Below are 25,177 nucleotides of genomic sequence, written 5' to 3'. Positions count from 1 at the left end.
GGTCGCCGGGAGTAGGTGTGCGGAGTCGGTGTGCGTGACCATACGCGAACGGGCGGTGGGTGGGGACCCGGCGTCCGGAGTTGCCCGATATATCCCCTGGTCCGGGAGGGGCCGGGCCGTGATTGCCCGGACGGGCCGCGCCGAATGTCGCGAGAGCTGGCACAGTGGTAGGGGAACGGACTCGTTCCGTCAGGCGTTGTTCAAGGGGACGAGAGGAGGAGAGCGCATGACATATGACCGGCTCGTGTGCGCGAACTGCGCCGCGCCCGTCAGTCAGGGTCGCTGCCCGGTGTGCCGGGCGAACCGGGAGCGCCTCCAGCAGGAGCGCCCTTTCGCCGGCCTGAACCCCATGGCGCTCATCTTGCTCCTGGTGGTCCTCGTGGCGGCTCTGGCCTGGGTGGCACAGCAGACGGCGTAGCCTCCCCGCGTTCCGATCATGACGTTCCGGTACGGGAAGGGCCCGGACACCTGAGGTGTCCGGGCCCTTCCCATGCCGTTCGCCTGCCGTTCGCCGCTTTACGCGGTCTGCTCCTGCTGCTTGCGCCAGCGGATGCCGGCCTCGAGGAAGCCGTCGATCTCGCCGTCGAGGACCGCCTGCGGGTTGCCGACCTCGAACTCCGTCCGCAGGTCCTTGACCATCTGGTACGGGTGCAGGACGTAGGACCGCATCTGGTTGCCCCAGGAGCTGCCGCCGTCCTTGAGGGCGTCCATCTTGTCCTTCTCCTCCTGGCGGCGCCGCTCGAGCAGCTTGGCCTGGAGGACGTTCATGGCGCTGGCCTTGTTCTGGATCTGCGAGCGCTCGTTCTGGCAGGAGACGACGATGCCGGTCGGCAGGTGCGTGATGCGCACCGCCGAGTCGGTGGTGTTGACGCCCTGGCCGCCGGGGCCGGAGGCGCGGTACACGTCGACGCGCAGCTCGGCCTCGTCGATCTCGACGTGGTCGCTGGTCTCGACGACCGGCAGCACCTCGACGCCCGCGAAAGAGGTCTGGCGGCGGCCCTGGTTGTCGAAGGGCGAGATGCGCACGAGGCGGTGGGTGCCCTGCTCGACGGAGAGGGTGCCGTAGGCGTACGGGGCCTTGACCACGAAGGTGGTCGACTTGATGCCGGCCTCTTCCGCGTACGAGGTCTCGTAGATCTCGGTCGGGTAGCCGTGGCGCTCGGCCCAGCGCAGGTACATGCGCTGCAGGCGCTCGGCGAAGTCGGAGGCGTCGACGCCGCCGGCCTCGGCGCGGATGTTGACCAGCGCCTCGCGCTCGGCGTACTCGCCGGAGAGCAGGGTGCGGACCTCCATCTCGTCCAGCGCCTTGCGGACGGAGGTCAGCTCGACCTCGGCCTCGGCGAGGGTGTCCGCGTCGTCCATCTCCTGGGCGAGCTCGAACAGCACCGCGAGGTCGTCGATCCGGCCGCGCAGGGTCTCGGTCTTGCGGACCTCGGCCTGGAGGTGCGAAAGCTTGCTCGTGATCTTCTGAGCGGCCTCCGGGTCGTCCCACAGGGACGGCGCGGCGGCCTGCTCCTCGAGCACGGCGATTTCTGCCCTCAGCTTGTCGAGGTCCAGGACGGCCTCGATCGACCCCATGGTCGAGGAGAGGGACTTCAGCTCTTCGGAAACATCGACGACTGCCACGGGTCCAGCGTAGCCGGTCCGCGGACGGCGCCGTCCGGGCAGGCCGGATCACCCGTTCTGATGAACAGGGGAACGGGCGTACGCTCACGGTATGACTCTCCTCCTCGTCAAGCGCCGCCATGTGGATCACATGCGTGTCACGACGACGAGCTGTCTGCCGCCGGACCATCCCCAAGCCTGATCCATCCCGATCCGACTTGGTCCTGTACGCGGCCCAAGCGGCTCCGGCGCCATCCCTGCCGGCGGCCCTCCCCATCCGCTGCCCCGACACCCTTTGGGGAACAGGACCCCGTGACATCCGAAACGGAGCCGTCATGCCGTCCGCGCACACCTCTCTTCCCGTCATCGATCTCTCCCAGGCCGACGACCCGACCCAGCGGGCCGACTTCCTGAAGCAGTTGCACGCGGCAGCCCGGGGCACCGGCTTCCTGCACCTGACCGGGCACGGCATCACCGATGCGGAGACCGCCCGCATCCTCGAGCTGACCAGGGCCTTCTTCGCCCTGCCCGAGGCCGATCGGCTCGCCGTGAGCAACCTGAACTCGCCGCACTTCCGCGGCTACACCCGCATCGGCCACGAGCTGACCGGCGGGGCCTCCGACTGGCGCGACCAGCTGGACGTAGGCGCCGAGCGGACTGCGCCGGTGGTGGGCCCCGACGACCCGCCGTACCTGTGGCTGGAGGGCCCGAACCAGTGGCCGCGGGCCCTGCCGGAGCTGCGTCCGGTCGTACTGGAGTGGCAGTCCCGGCTGGCCGCGGTGGCCCACCGCCTGCTGCAGGAGCTGCTGACCTCGATCGGCGCCCCCTCCGACTTCTTCGACGAGGCCTTCGCGGACCGGCCGCACCTGCACACGAAGCTGATCCGCTACCCCGGCTCCTCCCCGACCGGCACCGACCAGGGGGTCGGGGCCCACAAGGACTACGGCTTCCTGACGCTGCTGCTGCAGGACTCGGTGGGCGGCCTGCAGGTGCGCCAGGGCGACGGGTTCCTGGACGTCCCTCCGATGCCGGGGGCGTTCGTGGTCAACCTGGGCGAGCTGCTGGAGATCGCGACGGAGGGGTACCTGGTGGCCACGGACCACCGGGTGGTCAGCCCGCCGGGGGCGGTGGAGCGGTACTCGGTGCCGTTCTTCTACAACCCGCGGCTGGATGCGGTGGTGGAGACGGTCCCGGGCGAGTACCTGCGGTCGGCGCCGGGGGTGGCGCACGATGCGACGAATCCGCTGCACGCGGAGTACGGCCGCAACGAGCTGAAGGGCTGGACCCGGGCCCACCCGGCGGTGGCCCGCCGCTGGCACCCGCAACTGGTCCAGGCCTAGCTGCCGCTGCGCGGGGCCTCTCCCGCCCCGGACCCCGGTCCGGGGCGGAGCCAGGGGAGCGGTCCGGCTACGGCTTCGGCTTCGACGGGGCCGAGTGCTTGCCGTCCTGCGGCGGTGGCGGCTCGTCGCCGGAGGTGGCCAGCCAGGTGCCCACGCCCAGCGCGGCGGCCAGCGCGACGGCCCCGGCGGTCAGCGCCAGGCGGCGCTTGCGGGCCGTCTCCGCGCGGTGGCGGGCCGAGCCCGGCCGGTGGCCGCCCGCGGGGCGGGGGACGCGGGCGGTGCCCAGCGCGCCCCCGGCCAGCTCGTCCGGCCCCGGCACCCGCATCGAGGTGTGCGTGTCCCGGTTCGAGTCGGTCGCGGAGCCCGGCACCAGCGGGACCACCCCCCGGCGGCGGACCGGGCCGTCGGCTTCCACCGGCTCCGCCGATTCCGGCTCCGGGTCCGGTTCGTCCGGCTCGTCCACGTCCAGCGGCGGCATGCCGGCCAGGAGGGGGAGCAGGTCCCGCAGGCGGACCGACAGCTCCGACGCGCGCAGCCGCGAGGCCGGCGCCTTCGCGAGGCACTGCACGATCAGCTGCCACAGCTCGTCCGGGATGCCGGGGAGCGGGACGACGGTTTCGGTCACGTGCCGGCGCAGCACCGCGCCCGGGTGGCCCCCGCCGAACGGCGTGAAGCCCGCCAGCAGCTCGTACAGCACGGTGGCCAGGGCGTATATGTCCACCGCCGCCCGCGGCGGCAGGCCCTCCACGATCTCCGGCGCCAGGTAGTCCGGCGTGCCGATGATCCGGGTCGTCGGGGCCGAGGCCCGCGCGCCCGGCGCCGCGGCGGCCCGGCGCGGCGAGTCGATCAGCTTGGCCACGCCGAAGTCGGTCAGCAGCGCCGGATGCGATCCGCCCGGCCCCAGCGGACCCTGCATGTCCAGCAGGACGTTCTCGGGCTTCACGTCCCGGTGCACGACCCCGGCCGCGTGGGCTGCCGCCAGCGCGTCCGCGACGTCGGCGACGATCGCCACGGCCGCCTCGGGGGCGAGCCGGCGCTCCCGGTCGAGCCGCGTGCGCAGGTCCGTACCGCGTACGAGGTCCATGACCAGGGCCAGGTCGTTGCCGTCGACGACGAGGTCGCGGACGCAGACGATGTGCGGGTGGTCCAGGCCGAGCAGCGCGCTGCGCTCCTGGACGAAGCGTCCGACCAGCTCCTGGTCGGACGCGAGGTCCTCGCGCAGCAGTTTGACGGCGACGGGCCCGTCCGGCCCCTCGCCCAGCCACACCGTGCCCGCGCTGCCGCGCCCCAGGATCTGGTGCGCGGTGTACCGGCTGCCGATCTTCCGTGCCACGACTGCTCCCTCAGCGGCTGGCGTACGCACCAAAGCTACGCGGCCGGGTGGGGGTTGGACGCCCCGGAACACCGTGACCTTCACTTCTGGGCGCGAAATCACGTCCCAGAAGTCGACAAATCCACGAAGTCGGCTCTACGAGGGCCCGGTTCAGGGCGTGCCGCCGCCCGAACCGCCGCCCGTGGAGTCGCCGATCGCGCCGACCCAGTCGACGATGTCGGAGCCCCAGGTCCACAGCTGGTCCCACCAGCCCTTGCCGGTGCCGACCCACTCCTGGAGCGGGGTGAGCTCCCAGACCAGCCAGCCCGCCACGACGAACAGCAGGATCAGGACCAGGCAGCCCTTGAGGCAGCCCAGGCCCGGGATCTTGACCGGGTTGGCGCTGCGGCGGCGCGGCTCTCGCGGCTCCCGGGGGGCGCGCTGCTGCGGCGGCGGGCCCTGCGGGGGCTGCTGCTGCGGGGGTGCCTGGCGCTGGGGCTGCCGCTGGGGCTGCTGCTGGTACGGGGGCTGCTGCGGCTGCTGGTACTGCTGGGGCGGCGGCTGCGGCTGGTAGTACGGCTGCTGCTGCGGGGGCTGCTGGTACTGCGGCGGCTGGGGGCGCTGCTGCTGGTACGCCTGCGGCGGCGGGCCCTGCCGGTACTGCGGGGGCTGCTGCGGCCGTTGCTGCGGCGGCGGGGGCGCCTGGCGCTGCGGGCGCCGGCGCAGCGGGTCCTCGCTCGGGTCGAGGTAGTGCATCTGCGTCTGCTCGTTGCGGTCGCGCGCGGCCTGCATCTGCGACTGCCACGGGTGCGGCTGGTCCGGCTGCTGCACCGGGGGCATGACGGAGGTCGGGTCCGCGCCGGGGCCGCCGGGGCCGCCCGTGCTGGGCAGCACGGAGGTGGCATCGGCGGCGCCGATCGGCGGGAGCACGCTGGTCATGCCGTTCGGGTCGTACGCGCCCATCGGCGACGCGGCGGCGGCGCGGCCCGGCAGCACCTGGGTCGGGTCGGCGGCTGCGCCGCCCGCGGTCTCGGGGACCGGCGCGGGCGAAGGGTCGGGCGCGAGCAGCGCGCCGACGCCGAGGGCGGCCTCCACCTCGGCGGGGGCGCTGTGCACGCCGATGCCGGAGGCGACCACGCGCAGTCCGCGGGCCAGGTTCTCGGCGCTGGGGCGCTCGTTCGGCTCCTTGCGCAGGCAGCGCTCGATGACGATCCAGAGCGGCTCGGGCACGTTCGGCGGGCGCTGCGGGTCCTCGCTGAGGTGGCGGTGGAGCACCTCGAGGGCGGTGCCGCCGGCGAACGGCGGGCGTCCGGTGACCAGTTCGTAGAGCAGGATGCCGGCGCCGTAGATGTCGACGGCGGAGGTCTGCGGGCGGCCCTCGGCGGACTCGGGGGCGACGTAGGCGGGGGTGCCGACGAACTCGTGCGTGCGGGTCAGGCCCGGGGAGTCGGCGAGGCGGGCGATACCGAAGTCGGTGAGCATCGGCTTCATCTGGCCGCCGCGCTCGTCGAGCAGGACGTTGGCGGGCTTCAGGTCGCGGTGGACCACGCCGTCGGCGTGGCTGGCGGCGAGCGCGTCCGCGATCTGGGCGGTCAGCAGGCTCGCGGCGACCGGCGTGAAGGGGCCGTTCTGCCGGATGTACTTGTGCAGGTCCGGGCCGTCGATCAGGTCCATGACCAGGGCGAGGAGATCGCCCTCGACGACGAGGTCGCGGGTGCGCACGATGTTGGGGTGCGTCAGGCGCAGCAGGACGGAGCGCTCGCGCAGGAAGCGCATGACGATGTCCGCGTCCTGGGCCAGCTCCTCCTTGAGGACCTTGATGGCCACGGTCTCGCCGGGCTGCCCGGCGACGGCCGCCTCCGCACCGGCGGTCTCCCGCTGGCGGGCACGCCAGACGGTGCCCGTGGCGCCGCGTCCGAGCGGCTCCTCGAGCAGGTACTTGCTGCCGACTGGCCGCACGTCTCGCGCTCCCTGCTGTCGTCCTGCTGTGGTTCGTTTTTCCGGCCCACTCTAGGGGGTGTCCCCGGGGAAGACGCGGGGTGCCGGAGGTTGGTTGCCGCACATATGTGCGAAGAGTGACGTTTGACGGGGTATGCCGGGGGCGATTTTCCCCCGGGTTGCCCGGCGCCCCCGGCCTTCGTCGGCTTGTATGTCCGGATGCCTGCCTGGACGAATGCCTCGCACGGACAGAGGGGTGCGATCATTCAAGATCATTTATTGGCCGGTGCCGGGCGTGTTGTCCGTGACAGGTGCGAGGATGCACCCGTACGGAACGGCCGGGACGGGAGCCCCGCCTTCCGGGCAGACCTGACCGGACGACGCGCCGTGCCGGGTGGGGGGTTGATCGGGCAGGCATGCCCGTCGTACCCCTGCCGGGCGCACGCACCGCGCACCGCGCAGAAGGGACCGCTGACGGCGATGCAGATCCGGCTGACCGTCCTTGGGTCGCGCAGCGGCCACCAGACCGCGCCCGCCGGCTGTGACGTGCTCGTCACCGCGCCCGTGGGCACCGCGCTCGCCGCCGTGGCCTCCGGCCTGGCGGCGACCGTCGGCGGGCCCGACACCGGCGGCACGGTCGTGCTGTACGCCGGTACGGAGCGGCTCGACCTCCAGCGGCGGGTGCTCGGGGAGCCGCCGCTCGTGGACGGGGCGGTGCTGGGGCTGCACGCGCCGGTGCCGGACGTCCTGCCGGACGGGACGGACGGCGCGCAGCTGCACGTGGTCGCGGGCCCGGACGCGGGCGGGGTGCACCTGCTGCACCCCGGGGCGATCAGGATCGGGCGCTCGGCCGATGCCGATGTGCCGCTGGACGACCCGGACGTGTCGCGGCTGCACTGCGCGGTGACGGTGCTGCCGGACGGGCGGGTGGCCGTGGCCGACCTGGACTCGACGAACGGCACGACGCTGGACGGCGCGGTGGTCGGGGCCCGGCCGGTGGCGCTGGCGCCGGGCGCGCTCCTCCGCATCGGCGAATCGACCCTCCGCCTGGCTCCCGACGCGGCGTCCCCGCTCCCGGTCGTCCCGGACCTGGAGGGCCACCTCTCCCTGGCGGGCCCGCCCCGGGACACCCCCGCCGAGCCCGGCCCGGGCCGAGAACCCGGCGCGGGCCGGACCGGCGGGCACGGCGCGCCGGCCGACGGGGACCCGGCGCCCTCCCGGCCGGGGACGGCCGGCTCCGGATCGCTCCCCCACCCCGCCCCCTCCCGGAGCGGGGGCTCCGCCCCCGACCCCACGGGGCCCCGACCCGCCCCGGCCGCGGCCCCCGGCCGCCCCTCCGGGGCAGCCCGGACCGGCGAAGCAGGACCCCGCCCGGGCGGGGCTCCCGGCGCCCCCTCCGGGGCCGCTTCGGGCACGGTCCGGGCACCCGGCACACCGCCCGGCGCGGGCCACGGGCTCGGCCCGGGCTCGGCTCCCGGCGGGCCCTCGGGGGCCACTTCCGGCGCGGGCCTGCACACCGGCGCAGCCGGCACAGCCGGGGAATCCGGCGCCGGCGGGCAGAAGGCGGGGCGGAAGCGGGGGATCGGAGCCTGGGCCCGGAAGTGGGTGCGGGGGGAAGAGGGACCCGCGTACGGGAGTGCGGCCGCCGCGCCGGCCGTCGCCGCGCCCGATGCCGATGATCCCGCCGCGCTGCTGCTGGCCGCGCTCGGGCCGACCCGGCGGTTGTGGTCCCGTACCCGGGGGCAGCTCGACGTCGGCCTCGGGGCCGGGAGCCGGATCGCGTTCCAGGACGTCGGCTCGCTCGGCATCGCCGGGCCCCGCGGACGGCTGACCGGGGTCGCCCGGTCCGTCGTCGCCCAGCTCGCCGGGCTGCACGCGCCCGGGGAGCTGGAGATCGTGCTCCTCGCCGCCGACCGGGCGCGCGGTGTCGCCGAGCGGCGCGGCGACTGGGGGTGGCTCGGCTGGCTGCCGCACGTGCGCGCCGCGCACGGCCAGGACTGCCGGCTGCTCCTGGCGTACGACCGCGACCAGGCCACCGCCCGCACCGGTGAGCTGACCCGGCGCCTCGACGACAGCCCCCTCGGCCCCCACTGGGCCGCCGCCGACCCCCACAGCGTCCGCGAGGCCGCGTACGCCCACCAGGGCCCCTACACGCTGCTCGTCGTCGACGGCGATCCCGGCTCCGGGGCGCTGCGCGACATCACCGGCCGACTCGCCTCGCACGGGCCGGCCGCCGGGATCCACGTCCTCGTGCTCGCCGAGACGCCGGCCGCCACGCCCGCCTCCCCGCTCGCCGAGACGTACGAGGCCGCCTGCGCGAGCAGCCCCGCCTTCCGGGACTGCGGCGCGGTGGCCCTGCTCAGCGGCGATGTGGCCACGACCGTCAGGACGTTCACGGTGACCGGCGGCAGGCCGGCCCCGCCCGGCACCACCGCCACCGCCGACGCCGTCTCCGCGGCCTGGGCCGAGCGGTTCGCCCGGGCCCTGGCCCCGCTGCGCGCCGAGCCCTCCCCCGCCGCGCCCCGGCGGGCCGTCGCCGCCGCGCTGCCGAACACCGCCCGGCTGCTGGACGAGTTGGGGCTGGCCCGGGCCACCCCGGCCTCGCTGATGGCCCGTTGGGCCGCCGCCACCGACCAGGGGCAGGAGGTGGGCGGCCGCGCCGAGCTCGTGCTCGGCAGCGGGCGGCGCGGGCCCGTCGGGGCCGAGCTGGTCCAGGACGGGCCGCACCTCCTCGTCGAGGGGCCCGCCGGCAGCGGCCGTACGGAGCTCCTGCGGTCGGTGGCCGCCTCCCTCTCCGCGGCCGCCCGGCCCGACCGGCTGGGCCTCGTCCTGCTGGACGGGGCCGGCGGCGAGCGCGGCGACGGGCTGCAGCCCTGTACCGAGCTCCCGCACGTCGCCGCGCACCTCGTCGCCTCCGACCCCGTCCGGATGCGGGAGTTCGCGCAGGCCCTCGGCGCCGAGCTGAAGCGCCGGTCCGAGCTCCTGGACGGGATCCCGTTCGCCGAGTGGCACGCCCGGCACGAGGTGTCCGACCGGATGGTCTCACCGCGCCGGCCCAGCCCCGGCGAACTGCTCGGCGACGTCGACCCCCAGCGCACGGGCACGCTCCGGCTGCGCACCGCCGCCCCGCGCACCGACCCGGCGGGGCCGAGCCCGCTGCCCCGGCTGGTGGTGCTGGTGGACGACTTCGACGCGCTGGTCGCGCCCGGGCTCGGCAGTACGGGCCGCCCCGCCGCCGGCTCCGTCGTACGGGCGCTGGACGCGGTGGCCCGCGACGGCGCCCGGCTCGGCGTGCACCTGGTGGCCGCCAGCGCCCGCCCGGACCGTACGGCCGACAGCGAGCTGTCCCGTACGAACCCGCTCCGGATCCATCTGGACGCCCCCGACCAGCCGGGCCCCGGCCGCGGCCTGCTGCGGTACGCCGACGGGCGGACGGTCCCGTTCCAGGCCGGCCGGGTGACCGGCCGGATCCCGCGGACGGCGACGCAGCGGCCGACCGTGGTGCCGGTGGAGTGGGAGCGGATGGGTGATCCTCCGGCCCGCCGCCCCGTGCGCGAGCTGGGCAACGGCCCGACCGACCTGGCGCTGCTGGCGAGCGCCCTGGACCGGGCCTCGCACCTGGTCTCGGCGATACCCGTGCTGTTCCCGCCGGCCCCGCCGGCCCCGCCGGTCGCCCCGGCGCCGTGAGCCCCGAGCTCCGGGCCCTGCGCCGCGCGCCTTGGGCCCGCGACACGCGGCGACACGGCTGAGGCGGTATTGCGGGGGTGCGCGGCTCGGCGTAGACCTTGTGGGACCAGTCACACCACGGGCATCGGGGGCAGAGCCATGCGCAGGCAGGGAACGAGCCGTACGACGAACCGTAGAAGCAGCCACGCCGCCGCCTGGACGGCACTCGCGGCCGCGGGCGCGCTCGTGCTGAGCGCGTGCGGGGACGGCGGGGACAAGAAGGACGGCCCGCCGCAGGGCGGGGAGGCGACGGCCGGGCAGCGGGTGGAATTACCGAAGCTGACCGGCCAGAAGCTGGAGGTCGCGGCGGTCTGGACGGGCCCGGAGCAGGCGAACTTCACGAAGGTCCTGAAGGAGTTCGAGAAGCGGACGGGTGCCACGGTCACCTTCGTCCCGGCCCAGGACCCGATCGTCACCTTCCTCGGCACGAAGATCGCGGGCGGCCAGCCGCCGGACGTGGCGCTGCTGCCGCAGGTCGGTGCCCTGGTGTCGGCGGTGCAGAACAAGTGGGTGCAGCCGGTCGGCCCTGAGGCCAGGGCGCAGCTCGACAAGAACTACTCGGACGGCTGGAAGAAGCTGGGCGCGGTCGACGGCACCCAGTACGGGGTGTACTACAAGGCCGCCAACAAGTCGCTGGTCTGGTACAACGCAAAGGCCTTCGAGGCGGCGGGCGTGCAGCCCCCGAAGACCTGGAAGGAGCTGCTGGCCGCGGCCGACACCCTCTCCGCGTCCGGTACCCCGGCCGTCTCGGTGGCCGGTGCGGACGGCTGGACCCTGACGGACTGGTTCGAGAACGTCTACCTCTCGCAGGCGGGCCCGCAGAAGTACGACCAGCTCGCCAAACACCAGATCAAGTGGACGGACGACAGCGTCAAGCAGGCGCTGACCACCCTCGGGGAGCTGTTCGGGCGCAAGGACTTCCTGGCGGGCGGCCCGAGCGGGGCGCTGGCCACCGAGTTCCCGAAGTCGGTGACGCAGACCTTCACCGGGGGCGACCGGCCGGCGGCCGCGATGGTCTACGAGGGCGACTTCGTGGCGGTGAACATCGGGCAGACCGAGGCGAAGGTGGGCGAGGACGCCCTCGTCTTCCCGTTCCCGGCGGTCGGGGCCAAGGCGCCGGTGGTCTCGGGCGGCGATGTCGCGGTCGCGCTGAAGCCGTCGACCGGGGCGCAGGCGCTGCTGACGTTCCTGGCCTCCCCGGACGCGGCGGAGATCCAGGCGCGTGAGGGCGGTTTCGTCTCCCCGAACAAGTCGGTCGACCCGAAGGCCTATCCGAACGACATCCAGCGGAACATCGCCAAGGCCCTGATCGCGGCGGGCGACGACTTCCGCTTCGACATGTCGGACCAGGCCCCGGCGGCGTTCGGAGGGACGCCGGGCGCGGGCGAGTGGAAGGCGCTGCAGGACTTCCTGGCGAACCCGTCGGACGTGGCGGGCATCCAGGCCAGACTGGAGGCGGACGCGGCCAAGGCCTACGGGAACTGATCCCGTGCCGGCCACCGGGTCAGCGGCCGCCACGGCCGCCTCTCCCTCACGGTCCGCGGAGGCCCGGCGCCGCCGCCTCGTCGCGGCGGCGTTCCTCCTGCCCGCGCTGGTGCTGCTCGGCGCGCTCGTCGTGCACCCGATCGGCTACTCGGTCTACCGCAGCTTCTTCGACCGTTCGGGTGACACGTTCGTGGGCGGCGGCAACTATCGGGAGATCCTGCACGACGACACGATCCGCACGGCCCTGAGGAACACGGCCCTGTGGGTGGTGCTGGCGCCGACCACGGCCACCGCCCTCGGCCTGATCTTCGCGGTGCTCACCGAACGGGTGCGCTGGGGCACGGCGTTCAAGCTGCTCGTGTTCATGCCGATGGCGATCTCGATGCTGGCGGCGGGCATCATCTTCCGGCTCGTGTACGACCACGACCCCGACCGGGGGGTCGCGAACGCGGTCTGGGTCGGGGTGCACGACACGTTCGCGGAGTCCTCGGCCTTCCCGAAGGCCCGTCCGGGCCGCGACTCCCCGCTGGTCCCGGCCACCGGAGCCGCCGCGGGCGGCTTCACCACCCGGGATCCCGTACGGGCGGGCGCGGCGGTGCTGCTCCCGCTGGTCGGCGTGGCCCCGGAGGACCTGCCCGAGGGGACCCGTACGGCCCGGGCCGCGCCCGCGGAGCCCGGCAAGGTCACCGGGACGGCCTGGCAGGACTTCACCCGGGGCGGCGGCGGCCGGACGAACGCGGTCGACCCGACCGAGTCCGGCTTCGCGGGGATGCGGATCGAGGCGGTCAAGGACGGCAAGGTGGTCGACTCGGCGACGACCCGCGCCGACGGCACCTTCACCCTGTCCGCGAAGGCCGACGGGGCGCTGCTGCGGCTGCCGGCGTCGAACTTCAGGGAGCCGTACGCGGGGGTCGAGTGGCTCGGCCCGACGCTGGTGACCCCGGCGGTGATCGGGGCGTACGTCTGGATGTGGGCCGGCTTCGCGATGGTGCTGATCGGGGCCGGGCTGGCCGCCGTACCGCGGGAGCTGCTGGAGGCGGCGCGGGTGGACGGGGCGAACGAGTGGCAGGTTTTCCGCCGGGTCACGGTGCCGCTGCTGGCGCCCGTGCTGGCGGTCGTCCTCGTCACCCTCGTCATCAACGTGATGAAGATCTTCGACCTGGTCTTCGTGATCGCTCCGGGCTCGGTGCAGGACGACGCGAACGTCCTGGCCCTGCAGCTGTACCGCACCTCCTTCGGCACCGACGCCGATCCGGGGCTGGGCAGTGCCATCGCGGTGCTGCTGCTGGCGCTGGTGCTCCCGGTCATGCTCTACAACATCCGCAGGCTGCGGAAGGAGGGTTCCCGATGAGCACCTCCGCCCAGGCCCGCCGGGGAGCACGACCCGGTGCCCGCCCCGCTCCCCGCGCCGGTGCGCGGGCCGGCCGGCTCGCGGCCGGCGCGGCGGCGGGGGCCGTCCGCGTGTTCCTGGTCCTGGCCGCGCTGTTCTGGCTGCTGCCCACGCTCGGGCTGCTGATCTCCTCGTTCCTCTCCCCCACCGACCTGAACAAGGGCGGCTGGTGGCAGGCGCTGACCGCGCCGACGCGGCTGACGGCCGACAACTACGAGCGGCTGCTGACCAACGACACCATCACGAACGCGCTGCTCAGCACGGTGGCCATCGCGGTCCCGGCGACCGTGCTCGTGGTCGCCCTGGGCTCGTTCGCCGGATACGCCTTCGCCTGGCTGGAGTTCCCGGGACGGGACTGGCTGTTCCTGGTCGTGGTCGGGCTGCTCGTCGTCCCCGTGCAGGTGGCGCTGATCCCGGTGTCGCAACTCTTCGGCGCCATCGGACTGTTCGAGACCACGGCGGGGGTGGTCCTGTTCCACACCGCGTTCGGGCTGCCGTTCGCCGTCTTCCTGCTGCGCAACTTCTTCGCGGAGATCCCGCGCGAGCTGCTGGAGGCGGCCCGTCTGGACGGCGCGGGCGAACTGCGGCTGTTCGCCCGGGTGGTGCTGCCGCTGGGCGCGCCCGCCATCGCCTCGCTCGCCATCTTCCAGTTCCTGTGGGTGTGGAACGACATGCTGGTCGCGCTGGTCTTCGCGGATTCGGCGCACCCGCCGGTCACGGTCGCCCTCCAGCAGCAGGTCCGGCAGTTCGGCAACAACATCGACGTGCTGGCACCCGGCGCGTTCCTGTCGATGGTGGTGCCGCTCGTGGTGTTCTTCGCCTTCCAGCGGCAGTTCGTCACGGGGGTGATGGCGGGGGCGGTCAAGTAACTCCCACAACCCCGTTGACGTGCGGCGTTGACGCTCGGTAACCCGAATGCCACACGCTGCGTAACCCGATCGCCACGCCGGGGGTTCCTTGGGGGCAACCCCCGGCGGTGGCCGGGGGAGCCATATGCCCGCGCCGACCCCTGGATGTGCCGTGCCCCGGTTCAGCGTCATCGTGCCCGCGTACAAGGTTCAGGCGTACCTCCAGGAGAGCCTGGACTCGGTCCTGTCCCAGTCGTACCCGGATCTGGAACTGATCGCGGTGGACGACGCCTCCCCGGACGCCTGCGGCTCGATCATCGACGAGTACGCGGCGCGGGACCCGCGGGTCACTGCCGTGCACCTGGCGCACAACCTCGGCCTGGGCCCGGCCCGCAACGCGGGCCTGGCCCGGGCGACCGGCGACTACCTGCTCTTCCTCGACGGGGACGACACCCTCGCCCCGGGCGCCCTGCAGGCCATCACCGACCGGCTCAAGGACACCGGCTCCCCGGACGTCCTCGTCTACGACTACGCGCGCACCTTCTGGACCGGGGAGCTGGTGCGCAACCGGCTCGCGCACCGGCTGTCCGAGGAGGGCCCGGCCAGCTTCCGGCTCACGGACCGCCCGGCCCTGCTCGGCATGCTGATGGTCGTCTGGAACAAGGCCTACCGCCGCGAGTACGTGGAGCGCGAGGGCCTGGAGTTCCCGCCGGGGTTCTACGAGGACACCCCCTGGACCTACCCGGCGCTGCTGGCCGCCGAGTCCCTCGCCGTCCTGGACCGGGTGTGCGTGCACTACCGCCAGCGGCGCACCGGCTCGATCCTGACCACCAGCAGCACCCGCCACCTGGACATCTTCGACCAGTACGACCGGGTCTTCGGGTTCCTCGCCGGCCGCCCCGAGCTGGAGCGCTGGCGCCCCACCGTGCACCGGCGGATGGCCGAGCACTTCTGCGCCCTGTACGCCGACCCGCGCCGCCTCCCGCGGACGAGCCGCGCCGAGTTCTTCCACCGGGCGTCGGGACTGCTGCGCCGCTACCGGGCCGCCGGCTCGCGGCCGCTGTCCCTGTCGCGCACCGACCGGATCCGGCACACCCTGATGCGGTTCGGGGTGCGCCGGACGTACCGCACGCTGTCGCTGCTCCGCTCGGCCGCGCTGGCGGCGGGGCGCGCGGGGGTGTCGCTGTGGCGGGGCCTGCGCGAGAGCGCGCTGCGCCTGCACTACCGCGTCCAGCGGCTGCTGCCGCTGCGCCCGGAGCTGGCGGTCTTCTCGGCGTACTGGCACGGCGGCTACGCCTGCAACCCGGCGGCCGTCGAGGCCAAGCTGCGCGAGCTCGCGCCCCGGATGCGCACGGCGTGGATCTGCGACCCGCAGCACGCGGCGACGCTCCCGCCGCAGACGGCGATGCTCCGCCCGGGCTCCGCGGCCTACTGGACGGCGCTCGCCAGGGCCACGTACCTCACCACGAACGTCAACTTCGACCGCGCCCTGGTCAAGCGGCCGGGCCAGGTGCTGCTGCAGACCCAGCACGGCACCCCGCTCAAGCGGGTCGGCCTGGACCTCCAGGACCGGCCGGCGGCCACGCCCACCACGGATTTCGCGGGCCTGCTGCGCGGCGCGGACCAGTGGGACTACCTGCTCTCCGCGAACCGGCACTCCACCCTCGTGTGGGAGAAGGCGATCCCCTCCTCGTACGCCACGCTCGAGTACGGCTACCCGCGCAACGACGCCTTCCACCGGGCCGGCCTGGACGACGTCCTGGCGCTGCGCGAACGCCTCGGCATCCCGGCGGGCGGGGTGGCGGTCCTGTACGCGCCGACCCACCGCGACTACCGGCGCAGCCGGCCCGAGCACCTCGACTTCGAGCGGGTGCTGCGCGATCTGGGCCCGCGCTTCACGATCCTGACGCGTACGCACCTGACGTACGGGGACGCACCCTCCGGGCCGGTGCGCCACCCGCGCCTGGTCGACGTCTCCGCGTACCCGTCGGTGGAGGAGCTCTGCCTGGCCTCGGACGCACTGGTGACGGACTACTCGTCCCTGATGTTCGACTACGCGGCGCTGGACCGGCCGATCGTGATCCACGCGGACGACTGGGAGGCGTACGAGGCCGCCCGCGGCACCTACTTCGACCTGCGGTCGTGCCCGCCGGGTGCGATCGCCCGGACCGAGGACGAACTCGTGGACATCTTCGCCACCGGCCACTGGCAGGGCTCGCGCTCCGCGCAGCTGCGGGCGGCGTTCCGCTCGCGGTTCTGTTCGTACGACGACGGCCACGCGGCCGAGCGCGTCGTCCGCCGCGTCTTCCTGGGCCAGCCGGCGGCGCTCCCGCCCGTCGTCCCGCTCGCGGAGCGCAGCCCCGCTCCGGCGGCCCCTTCCCCGGCCCCGTCCGTCACCCCGGAACCCACACTGGCCCCGCTGACAACTCCCGGTCTCCGGCCCTAGCCGTCCCGTTCTTCCGTTCCGATTAATCCGCCCGCGGACCGGCTTCTTCTGGGCCACTATGGGAGCGCCTTGCTTGTGTGTTGATCGTCGGGCGTCCCCACACGGAAGAGGTATCACCATGGCGTTGACCGGACCGTGGAACGCTGAGTTAGCCAGCCAACTCGTGGAATCGAACTTCGTTCAATGGCAGTACGGTGCGCGGTTCCTGCCCACCGCGTCCGTCCCCCTGCACCCGGCGGTCGAGGAGGCGAGCCGGCTGGTCCCCGAAAGCGGGGTCGAGCGGCACCCGTTCTTCGCCCTGGCCGGGGCGTCGCGGCCGGCCCTGGAGTTCTGGGTCGCGCAGGAACTGTTCGTCACCGGGGTGTTCGCACAGCTGCTCGGCCTCACGTCGAGCGCGCTGGTCAACGTTCACCAACGGGCCCGTTTCAACCTGGTGTTGCAGGGGGAGCACGGAGGCGTGAAGGACGGGATCGCACGCGCGTCGCACCCGTGGCTGCTGCACAAGCTGGCGGACAGCATGGGCATCGCGCCCGACTCCGTCGCACCGGCCGAACCGACCTACGAGTTCCTGCGGGACCTGGCGTCCTCCATGAGCTCCCCGATCAGCGCGCTGGGCGCGCTCGGAGTGGGAAACGAGCAGATGCTGGTCCCCGAATACGGGGCCGTCAAAAGCGCTTTCGAAAGCGCGGCACCGGACGTGGACCACGGCGATTTCCTGAACGCCAACATCTATGAGGATACGGAACACTCGGCGCTCATCGCGCATATAGCATCCGAGCTGATCGCGCACGATCCGTCACTGGCCGAGGACTACTTGACGGCCGCCCGCAGCTCTGTCACCGCGCGGATGCGGTATTACGACAGGTTGGCCGATCTCTTCACATGACCATCAGTCACTATCCGACGTTTGGGGTATCGCGTGGCCGATCTGGGAAAGATCCTCGTAACGGGCAGCAGCGTGGCGCAGAAGCACCTCGACCGGCTGTCCGAGTCCGGCTTCCGGGTGCACTCGGTCCCGGGCCTGCTCAGCGAGGACGAGCTGGGCACGGAGCTGGAATCGTGCACCGCCTATCTGCTGGGGGGGGATGAGTTCGCCTCCCGCGCGGCGCTCACCCGGGCCAAGTCGCTGAAGGTCGTCGGCTTCCTCGGGGTGGGCTACCAGTCCTTCGTCGACGCCGACGCCGCCGCCGAGCTCGGCATCGCCGTGACGAACACCCCCGGAACCCTCACCAACAGCGTCGCCGAGTTCACGGTGGGCCTGCTCCTCGCCCAGCGGCGGCAGATCCCCTCGTACGCCGACGACTTCCGCTCCGGGCGCTCCGGAGGCGAGGAGAAGCAGCACGACCTCGCCGGGCACCGGCTCGGCATCATCGGCCTGGGCGCGATCGGCACCCGCATCGCCGAGATCGGCGCGCTGGGCCTGGCGACGGAGACGGCGTACTACTCCCGGACCCGCAAGCCGGAGGTCGAGGAGCGCTTGGGCATCGCGTACAAGGACCTGCCGAGCCTGCTGTCCTGGGCCGAGAACGTGGTCGTCATGGTGCCGGACACGGCCGAGACGCGCGGCATGATCGGCGTGGACGAGGTCGCCCTGCTGCCGGCCGGCGGGATCACCCTCGTCAACACGGCGCGGCCCTCCGTGGTCAGCCCGGCGGCGCTGCTGCAGGGCCTGAAGAGCGGGCGCATCCACACGGCGGCGTTCGACGGCTTCTACGACGCGGACGTCCCCGAGACGGCGGAGCTGCTGGCCCTGCCCGCATCGAAGCTGCTGGTCACCGGACACATCGGGTCGCTGACCCATGACGCCCGCGATGCGATGGCCGTCAAGTGCATCCAGTCCATCGTCAACGTGGTGACGGGAGAACAGGACTCCTACGTCGTCAACCGGAGCAGCTGAGCATGGGCTCCGCACTCGTCGTCGTCGGAGCGGGCGTCATAGGCTGCGCGGTCGCCGCCGCGGCGAGCGACCTCTTCGACAAGGTCGTGCTCCTGGACGCCCGGCCGGACACCGGGCTGGCGGCGAGCTGGGCGGCCATCGGCGGGATCACACCGCAGAGCGACGACTTCTGCCGCGGCCCGCTGCGGCAGTTCGCCGAAGCGAGCCGGCGGATGTACCCGCAGTGGCTCGCGGGGCTGGAGGCCGGATCCGGGATCGCGGTGCCGTTCCTGGACTCCGGGCTCCTCCAGGTGGCCCTGGACCCCTCGGAGCAGCAGCGGGTCAAGGAGCAGCTGGTCCCCCAGTGGGTGGAGCAGGGCTTCCGGGTCGAGCAGCTCGATGCGCGGACCACGGCGCACGCCGAGCCGCTGCTGTCGCCGGCGGTGCTGTCGGCCGTACGGCTGCCCGGCGAGGGGGCCCTGGAGCCGCGGGTGCTGATGTCCGCGCTGCGCGAGGTGCTGCGCCGCAACCCCCGGATCGAGGTCGTGGCCCGGGCCCGGGTACAAGCCGTCACGCCGGGCGCCGGGGGGGTCGAGGTGCTGCTGGAGGGCGGCGGCGTCGTCCGCGGGGACCGGTGCGTGGTGGCCGCGGGGGCGTGGAGCTCGGAGCTCGTGCCGACCCGGCCCGGCGGGCAGTTCCCCGTACGGGGCCAGGCCGCCGAGCTGGTGGTGCCGGGCGGCGGGGGCTACCCGCTGCGCCATCACGTGTACTGCAAGGTCGCCCTGGACGACACCACGGTCTCTTCGTACGTGGTCCCGCGCCACGACGGCCGGGTGGTGGTCGGCGTGACGTACGACCAGGGCCGCTGGGACGAGGAACCGGAGGACCATGCGACCGAGCGGCTGCTGGCCGCGCTGCGGCTGGTGGTGCCGGCCTCGCGGGACTGGAGGCTGACCGGTTCCTGGGCCGGGATCCGGCCCGGGACGGCCGACGGCTACCCCCTGGTGGGGAACGCCGACGCGGACGGCAGGGTCGTCATGGCGACCGGGCACTTCGGCGTCGGGATCACTCTCGCCCCGATCACGGCGGCGCTGGTACGGAGCATCCTGTCCGGGGCCGCGCTGACGGCAGGCCAGGCGGATGCCCTGCGTGTGATGGACCCGCGGCGATTCCTGTGAGGTGCGTACCGAGTGGCGGCAGCAGATCTGAAGGCCATATGGCGTAGCGGGGCGATGCGCTGGGGGCTCCTGGCCGCGGTGGTCCTGCTCCTGTCCCTTCCGCTGTGGGGGCTGAAGCCGTACGGGGGCCACTTCGACCACGACACCGCGGGGACGTGGGGGGACTGGGTCAGCGGGGCGGGGCAGGTCGGCGCGGTCACCGCCGCCGTCGGCACGGTGATCCGCTCCGAGAATCGGGAGCGCCGCAGGCAGCGCACCGCCGCGGCCGCGTGGATGACGGTGCTGTCCGACGCGGGCCAGCCCTACTGGGCGGTGCAGGTGGAGAACTCCACCGCCCTGCCGGTGTTCCGGTGGCGGGCGGACAGCCCGGACGGCTCGGTGCACCTGTGCCACGAGGACCTGGGGCCGCTGGTCCCGGGCCGGTCGGACTACGAGGTCCCGCTGGACGTGCAGGCGGACCAGAGCCGGGCGCTCCCGCTGAAGTTCGTGTTCGTTGACAGTGATGGGCGGTTCTGGAGCCGGTCGGAGCTGGGGGGCATCACCGCCGTCCCCGAGCCCGTGTCCTGGCATCCGGCCGGCCCGTGATGGGTGAGTGAGGTGACATGGCCCCTGAAGAGGGTTCCGGGCCCCAGGACACGCGCCGGGCCCGGCGCATCGACCCGTCGGCGCCGCGCGGGGCGGGCGGCCGCGTACCGGACCAGCCGGCCCCGGCGGGTCCGGCGGCCCCGGCAGGTCCGGCAGATCCGGCGGGCCCGGCCGCGCCTGCGCCCGCCGCGGCAGCGGGCCCCGCGCCGGACACGGCGGCGCCGCGCGAGCTCCCCGTGGAGCTCGTCCACTACCTGGGCGCGTTGCGCGCCCTGTCGGCGACCAGCCAGGAGGGCGCGGAGGCCGTCGCCTTCCCCGACCGTCCGCTGGATGCGGTCTGGATCCCCCGGGAGGTGCGGGAGATCGACGCCCTCGCCCGGACCGCCCCGCCGGGCGACGAGGACACGCCGGGACTGCCCCTCGACGGCATCGTCCTGCACGGCGCGGGCCGCTCCGTGGTGCTCATCGGGCCGCCGTGCTCCGGGCGCACCTCGATCTGCACGCACTACGCCTCGCTGCTCGCGGAGCGGGCGCTGGACGGCGACGCGGAGGCGCCCGTACCGCTGCTCGTCAACGCCCTCGACGTGCCCGCGCAGGGCGATTTCGCGGCGACCGCCGAGGCCATCACGGACGCCGCCGTCACCCGTTCCGGGATCGGGGTCTACGGCGGCACCGCACGCACCCTGCTGCGGGGCTCTCTCGACCGGGCGTTCCTCTTCGTGGACGGCGTGGAGGACGTGCCCCTGCACGGCCACGCGAGTTCCGCCAACTGGTCGCCGCGCACCGTCCTGCAGACCCTGGCGCAGCTCCACGTGCACTACCGGAACCTGCGCGTCCTCGTGACCATCTCGGATTCGGGCTGGTTCTCCGCCGAGTGCGCGAGGGCGCGCGACGTCAGCGCCTATTTCCTCCGGCCGCCCAAGCAGCGCGACCTCGAGAACTACATCACCGGATGGTTCACCGCCTGATGACCCCTCACGAAGGAAAGCTCTCGGAGCGGCTCATCGCCGCGATCCGGGGCGACAGCGCTCTCGCCTCGGCCGCGCGCGTCCCGTACCTGCTGCACCTCCTGGTCGTCTCCACGGAGCGCAACCACGAGGTCCCCACGTCCGTCGGGCACTTCTGCCGGCTGGCCTCGGAGGAGTTCCTGCACAAGCGTCCCCGCAGGCGCGCCGCGGCCGCCGCGGAGCCGTGCCTCCTGCGGCCCGGTTACGACACCGAGATCCAGCGGATCATCGAGGAGGTCGGCTTCTCCATCACCTCGTTGAGGTCCGCGCGGCCCGGGGCGAACTCCATCTCCGCGGCGGCCGTCCACGAGCCGATCCTGCGGGCACTGGGCGAGGAGCGCGAGTTCCTCGACGCGTACCCGGCCGTGGTCGACTACGTGCAGTTCCTCAGGAAGGGCCACGGCATACTCGCCGTCGACACGGCCACCCAGCTCTCCTTCAGGGAGAACCTCTTCCGCGACTACTTCGCCGGCTGCGCGCTGGCGCGCCGGGACTCGGAGACCATCGTCGGCCTGTGCCGCGATGCCATCTGGCACGCCCCGCTGCGCTACTGGGCCAGCGCCCAGACCACGGCCGAGGGGCACCGCCTGGTCACCGGCACGGCCGCCGAGCTGGCGGGCGCCGCGGAGGAGGCCGGGGACGAGGGGCTGCCGCTGTGGCTGCTCGCCGGGGAGCTCCTCGTGATCCTCGCGGCGGCCCGGCCGAACGCGGAGCCGTCCGGGCTCGTACGGCAGCTGCGGCGCTCGGTCTCGGACGCCGTCGCCGTCGCCCGCGGGGACCGGGGGCAGGATCTGGAGACCCGGGCGCGCGCGGCCACCGTGCAGGCGCAGCTCAACCCGTCCACGTGGGAGGAGAGATCGCGCTCGTTCCTCGCCCGGAGCTGTGTCATACCGGCGGGCGAGTACCCCATCGGCTCCACGACCCCGCTCAACTCGCAGGACGACAAGTACCGGCACATCGACTGGTTCCCGCAGCGCATCGAGACCATCGGCTCCTTCCGGATCTCCACGCTGCCCGTCACCAACCGGGACTACGCGCAGTTCGTCGCCTCGGGCGGGTACCGGGACCTCGACTGCTGGCCGGACGGACCCGCACGGCTGTGGGTCGGACACGACCCGTCCTTCATCGACGCGCCGGACGGACCGCGCGCCGGGTCGACGGACACCCAGCGGATCCATCTGAGCAAGGAGATGCGGGAGGGCATCGTCGACGAGGAGTCCCTCCAGGAGTACGTGGACCAGCTGCTGCTGCGGCAGGTGCCGCTCTACTGGTGGGACCCCCGCTACAACCAGCCCACCCAGCCGGTCGTCGGGGTCAACTGGTGGGAGGCACTGGCGTACTGCCGCTGGCTGACGAAACGGCTGCGCGAGCGGAACGTGCTGGACGAGCACGGCTACGCGGACATCCCCACCGAGGCCGAATGGGAGTGCTCCGGCCCGGGCCGGCCGGCGTCGGACCCCTATCCGTGGGGGAACGAGTGGCAGGAGGGCATGGCCCATGTCCGCACGGCGCAGGGCTGGACCCAGCGCTCCGTGCCCGTGGGCCTCTTCCCCTGGGCGGCCCGGGAGGGCGGGCCCCAGGACATGATCGGCAACGTGTGGGAGTGGACGCGGTCCCTGGCCTGGTCGTACGACGACACCCGGCCCGGCCGCGAGGACCTGCGGGCCCCGGGCGACCGGATCGTCCGCGGGGGCTCCTGGTTCTCCCGCGAACAGCGCGCCCGCATGATCCAGTTCCGCTCGTACGACCCGCCCCAGAACGCGTACGTGGACCTGGGCTTCCGCGTGGCGTTCTACACCCGCTAGCCCCCGGCTCCGGCGGCCCCCGTCGTCTGCGTCAGGACGCGGACGACGTGGCCGTCAGGCCCGCCACCGCCGATCGGGCCAGGTCGTCCAGGTACTCCGCCGGCACGGCGTCGCGTACGACCACCTGCCGCCAGTAGAGCGGGCCGATCGCCAGGTCCAGTGCCCGGCCCGGATCCGTTCCCGCCGCGAGTTCGCCCCGCGCCACCGCCTCCGACACGATCCCCTCGGCCATCCGCCGCTCCCCCTCCAGCAGGGCGCCGCGCACCGCGTCCGCGATCTCCGGGTTGCGGGCCGCCTCGACCAGCAGGTCCGGGATCACCGCCGAGGCGACGGGGTGCCGCAGCACGTGTGTCATCACCTCGAGCAGGGCCCGTACGTCCCCGTACAGCGATCCCGTCGCCGGCACCGGCAGGCCGTCCACCGCGAAGGCCCCCACCAGGTCCAGCACCAGGTGCAGCTTCGACTTCCAGCGCCGGTAGACGGCCGTCTTGCCGACGCCCGCGCGCCGGGCGATCCCTTCGATGGACATCCGCGAGAACCCGACCGCGGCCAGTTCGTCCAGTACCGCGGCCCGGATCGCCTCGGTCACGTCCTCGCGCAGGACGGCGGCCCCGGCGGGGGCGCGGCGGGCGGGGGCGGGGGCTGGGGCGGTGCCGGCGGCGGGGTCGGTGGTCATGCACAGAGCATAGCCGGGCACGCCGGGACCAGCTCGTCACGACGATACGGTTGCGTTCCGACGTGTTGCGCCCTAACCTCGCCGTAGCGACGATACGGACCCGTCCCATCGCTGGACAGCCGACGCCCTGACCCCCGTCGAAAGCGACCCCCGTGACCTCCGTGACCGAGACCACCCCGCCGGCGGAACCCGCCGCGCCGGCTGCGGCCGCCGCGGCCGCCCTGCCCGCCCCGCCCGCCTCGCCCGCCTCGCTCGCAGAACTGGCGGCGGCCCACGGCCTGACCATCAGCGGCGCCCGCCCCCCGCTCCCGAGCTACGTGCGCCAGCTCTGGGGCCGCCGCCACTTCGTCACCGCGTACGCCACCGCCCGGATGCACGCCACGTACAGCACGGCCAGGCTCGGCCAGGTCTGGCACCTGGTGACCCCGCTGCTCAACGCGGCCGTCTACTACTTCATCTTCGGCATCGTCATGAACGCCAGCCACGGCGTGGCGGACTACATCCCGTTCCTGATCACCGGCGTCTTCGTCTGGGACTTCATCGGCAGCTCCATCAACGCCTCGACCCGCGCCGTGCACAGCAACCTCGGCCTGGTCCGCGCCCTGCACTTCCCGCGCGCCAGCCTGCCGCTGTCCACCGTCGTCCAGCTCTTCCAGCAGCTGCTCGTCACCATGGGCGCGCTCGTCCTGCTGCTGCTCGCCTGCGGCCAGACCCCGACCCTCAAGTGGCTGACGGCCGCGCCCGCGCTGGCCCTGATGGCCGTCTTCTGCGCCGGCGTCGCCCTGGTCATGGCCCGCATCGGCAGCAAGAGCCCGGACGTCAGCCAGCTGATGCCGTTCATCCTGCGCACGTGGATGTACTCCTCCGGGGTCATGTGGTCCATCGACCAGATGCTCCGCAAGGACCACCTCGCGCACTGGGTCACCGTCGTGCTCAAGACCAACCCGGCAGCCGTCTACATCGACCTGATGCGCTACGCGCTGATCGACAGCTTCGACGCGCACGCGCTCCCGCACCACGTGTGGGCGATCGCCGTCGGCTGGGCCCTGCTCGCGGGCGTCGGCGGATTCATCTACTTCTGGAAGGCTGAGGAGGAGTACGGCCGTGGCTGACACCGCAACCACCCCCGCACACCGCGCACCGTCCGTGGCGGTGCCCGACACCCGCGTGCCCACCGTCATCGCCGACGACGTCCACGTCGTCTACAAGGTGCACGGCTCCGGCGCCCGCAAGGGCGGCGCCACCGCAGCCCTCAGCCGGATCTTCTCCCGCAAGCCCGCCCCCGGCATCCGCGAGGTGCACGCCGTCAAGGGCGTCAGCTTCATCGCGTACAAGGGCGAGGCCATCGGCCTGATCGGCACCAACGGCTCGGGCAAGTCCACGCTGCTCTCCGCTATCGCCGGCCTCCAGCCCGTGGCCCGCGGCAGGATCTACTCCCACGGCCAGCCCTCGCTCCTCGGCGTGAACGCCGCCCTGATGAACGACCTCACCGGCGAGCGCAACGTGGTCCTCGGCGGCCTCGCGATGGGCATGTCCAAGCAGCAGGTCCGCGAGCGCTACCAGGGCATCGTCGACTTCTCCGGCATCAACGAGAAGGGCGACTTCATCTCCCTGCCCATGCGCACGTACTCCTCCGGGATGGGCGCCCGGCTGCGCTTCTCCATCGCCGCCGCCAAGGACCACGACGTCCTGATGATCGACGAGGCCCTCGCCACCGGCGACGCCGCCTTCCAGCGCCGCAGCCAGGCCCGCATCGAGGAGCTCCGCGAGCACGCCGGCACCGTCTTCCTCGTCAGCCACGGCATCGGCACGGTCCGCGAGACCTGCGACCGGGCGATCTGGCTGGAGGCCGGCGTCCTGCGCATGGACGGCCCCTCCGCCGAGGTCTGCGACGCGTACGAGGAGTTCACCGCGGGCCGCTGAGGCCGGGGCCGCCCTACGGAAAACGGGCGGCCCCGGG

The 25,177-nt window shown here is 73.5% G+C and carries 19 protein-coding genes; 15 read left to right on the top strand and 4 right to left on the bottom strand.

The genetic code is table 11. From position 1 onward, the window contains the following. Positions 1-226: 226 nt before the first annotated feature. The gene (locus OG299_RS24355; RefSeq protein WP_266628833.1) at positions 227-418 is read left to right on the top strand and encodes a hypothetical protein; all 192 of its coding nucleotides are present in this window, start codon (positions 227-229) and stop codon (positions 416-418) included. A 98-nt stretch (positions 419-516) separates the two neighbouring features. On the opposite strand, the gene prfB is transcribed toward OG299_RS24355, so the two are convergent. Then, positions 517-1,626, bottom strand: coding sequence for a peptide chain release factor 2 (gene prfB / locus OG299_RS24350; protein WP_266628831.1), 1,110 nt, complete (start codon positions 1,624-1,626; stop codon positions 517-519). Between the two features lie 314 nt (positions 1,627-1,940). Here prfB and OG299_RS24345 point away from each other — a divergent pair, with 314 nt between their 5' ends. Further along, complete coding sequence (locus OG299_RS24345) at positions 1,941-2,945, top strand: isopenicillin N synthase family dioxygenase (protein ID WP_327362614.1); 1,005 nt, start codon at positions 1,941-1,943, stop codon at positions 2,943-2,945. A 67-nt stretch (positions 2,946-3,012) separates the two neighbouring features. Here the strand turns inward: OG299_RS24345 and OG299_RS24340 are convergent, their stop codons facing one another. Next, on the bottom strand, positions 3,013-4,278 hold the full coding sequence (locus OG299_RS24340) for a serine/threonine-protein kinase (RefSeq protein WP_327362613.1): 1,266 nt from the start codon (positions 4,276-4,278) through the stop codon (positions 3,013-3,015). Positions 4,279-4,428: 150 nt separating this feature from the next. After that, positions 4,429-6,216, bottom strand: coding sequence for a serine/threonine-protein kinase (locus OG299_RS24335; RefSeq protein ID WP_266628826.1), 1,788 nt, complete (start codon positions 6,214-6,216; stop codon positions 4,429-4,431). A gap of 459 nt (positions 6,217-6,675) precedes the next feature. On the opposite strand from OG299_RS24335, the gene OG299_RS24330 reads away from it, so the two are divergent. The 11 genes from OG299_RS24330 to OG299_RS24280 all read left to right on the top strand — a co-directional run bounded on the left by OG299_RS24330 (position 6,676) and on the right by OG299_RS24280 (position 22,541). Beyond that, the gene (locus tag OG299_RS24330) at positions 6,676-9,882 is read left to right on the top strand and encodes an FtsK/SpoIIIE domain-containing protein (RefSeq protein ID WP_327362612.1); all 3,207 of its coding nucleotides are present in this window, start codon (positions 6,676-6,678) and stop codon (positions 9,880-9,882) included. 138 nt (positions 9,883-10,020) lie between these two features. Continuing rightward, positions 10,021-11,406, top strand: a complete 1,386-nt coding sequence (locus tag OG299_RS24325; protein WP_266628824.1) for an ABC transporter substrate-binding protein — start codon at positions 10,021-10,023, stop codon at positions 11,404-11,406. A 4-nt stretch (positions 11,407-11,410) separates the two neighbouring features. Beyond that, positions 11,411-12,757 (top strand): carbohydrate ABC transporter permease, encoded by a 1,347-nt coding sequence (locus OG299_RS24320; RefSeq protein ID WP_389873111.1) that lies wholly within the window; start codon positions 11,411-11,413, stop codon positions 12,755-12,757. Then, the gene (locus OG299_RS24315) at positions 12,754-13,665 is read left to right on the top strand and encodes a carbohydrate ABC transporter permease (RefSeq protein ID WP_327362611.1); all 912 of its coding nucleotides are present in this window, start codon (positions 12,754-12,756) and stop codon (positions 13,663-13,665) included. The genes OG299_RS24320 and OG299_RS24315 overlap by 4 nt, the downstream gene beginning before the upstream one ends. Before the next feature lie 151 nt (positions 13,666-13,816). Continuing rightward, positions 13,817-16,090 carry a bifunctional glycosyltransferase/CDP-glycerol:glycerophosphate glycerophosphotransferase gene (locus tag OG299_RS24310; protein WP_266628820.1) on the top strand — a complete coding sequence of 758 codons (2,274 nt, stop codon included), beginning with the start codon at positions 13,817-13,819 and terminating at the stop codon, positions 16,088-16,090. Between the two features lie 118 nt (positions 16,091-16,208). After that, positions 16,209-16,976: an iron-containing redox enzyme family protein gene (locus OG299_RS24305; protein WP_327362610.1), complete on the top strand. Its 768-nt coding sequence runs from the start codon at positions 16,209-16,211 to the stop codon at positions 16,974-16,976. A gap of 33 nt (positions 16,977-17,009) precedes the next feature. Continuing rightward, entirely contained in the window at positions 17,010-17,987 is a 978-nt protein-coding gene (locus OG299_RS24300; protein ID WP_327362609.1) for a 2-hydroxyacid dehydrogenase, read from the top strand. A 2-nt stretch (positions 17,988-17,989) separates the two neighbouring features. Next, positions 17,990-19,144 carry an NAD(P)/FAD-dependent oxidoreductase gene (locus OG299_RS24295; protein WP_266628814.1) on the top strand — a complete coding sequence of 385 codons (1,155 nt, stop codon included), beginning with the start codon at positions 17,990-17,992 and terminating at the stop codon, positions 19,142-19,144. A gap of 12 nt (positions 19,145-19,156) precedes the next feature. Further along, positions 19,157-19,729: a hypothetical protein gene (locus OG299_RS24290; RefSeq protein WP_266628812.1), complete on the top strand. Its 573-nt coding sequence runs from the start codon at positions 19,157-19,159 to the stop codon at positions 19,727-19,729. Between the two features lie 17 nt (positions 19,730-19,746). Next, entirely contained in the window at positions 19,747-20,697 is a 951-nt protein-coding gene (locus OG299_RS24285) for an NACHT domain-containing protein (RefSeq protein ID WP_327362608.1), read from the top strand. Beyond that, positions 20,697-22,541, top strand: a complete 1,845-nt coding sequence (locus OG299_RS24280) for an SUMF1/EgtB/PvdO family nonheme iron enzyme (protein ID WP_327362607.1) — start codon at positions 20,697-20,699, stop codon at positions 22,539-22,541. Before OG299_RS24285 ends, OG299_RS24280 begins: the two co-directional genes overlap by 1 nt. A gap of 31 nt (positions 22,542-22,572) precedes the next feature. Here OG299_RS24280 and OG299_RS24275 read toward each other — a convergent pair whose 3' ends face one another. Then, complete coding sequence (locus tag OG299_RS24275) at positions 22,573-23,217, bottom strand: TetR/AcrR family transcriptional regulator (protein WP_327362606.1); 645 nt, start codon at positions 23,215-23,217, stop codon at positions 22,573-22,575. Between the two features lie 152 nt (positions 23,218-23,369). Between OG299_RS24275 and OG299_RS24270 the strand changes: the two genes are divergently transcribed. Both OG299_RS24270 and OG299_RS24265 read left to right on the top strand, forming a co-directional pair. Beyond that, complete coding sequence (locus OG299_RS24270) at positions 23,370-24,329, top strand: ABC transporter permease (protein ID WP_442817529.1); 960 nt, start codon at positions 23,370-23,372, stop codon at positions 24,327-24,329. Then, positions 24,322-25,140: an ABC transporter ATP-binding protein gene (locus tag OG299_RS24265; RefSeq protein ID WP_266628804.1), complete on the top strand. Its 819-nt coding sequence runs from the start codon at positions 24,322-24,324 to the stop codon at positions 25,138-25,140. Before OG299_RS24270 ends, OG299_RS24265 begins: the two co-directional genes overlap by 8 nt. Positions 25,141-25,177: the final 37 nt, after the last annotated feature.

The organism is Streptomyces sp. NBC_01296 (genome assembly GCF_035984415.1).
Classification (GTDB): domain Bacteria; phylum Actinomycetota; class Actinomycetes; order Streptomycetales; family Streptomycetaceae; genus Streptomyces.
This window is presented reverse-complemented; position numbering and strand designations above follow the sequence as displayed.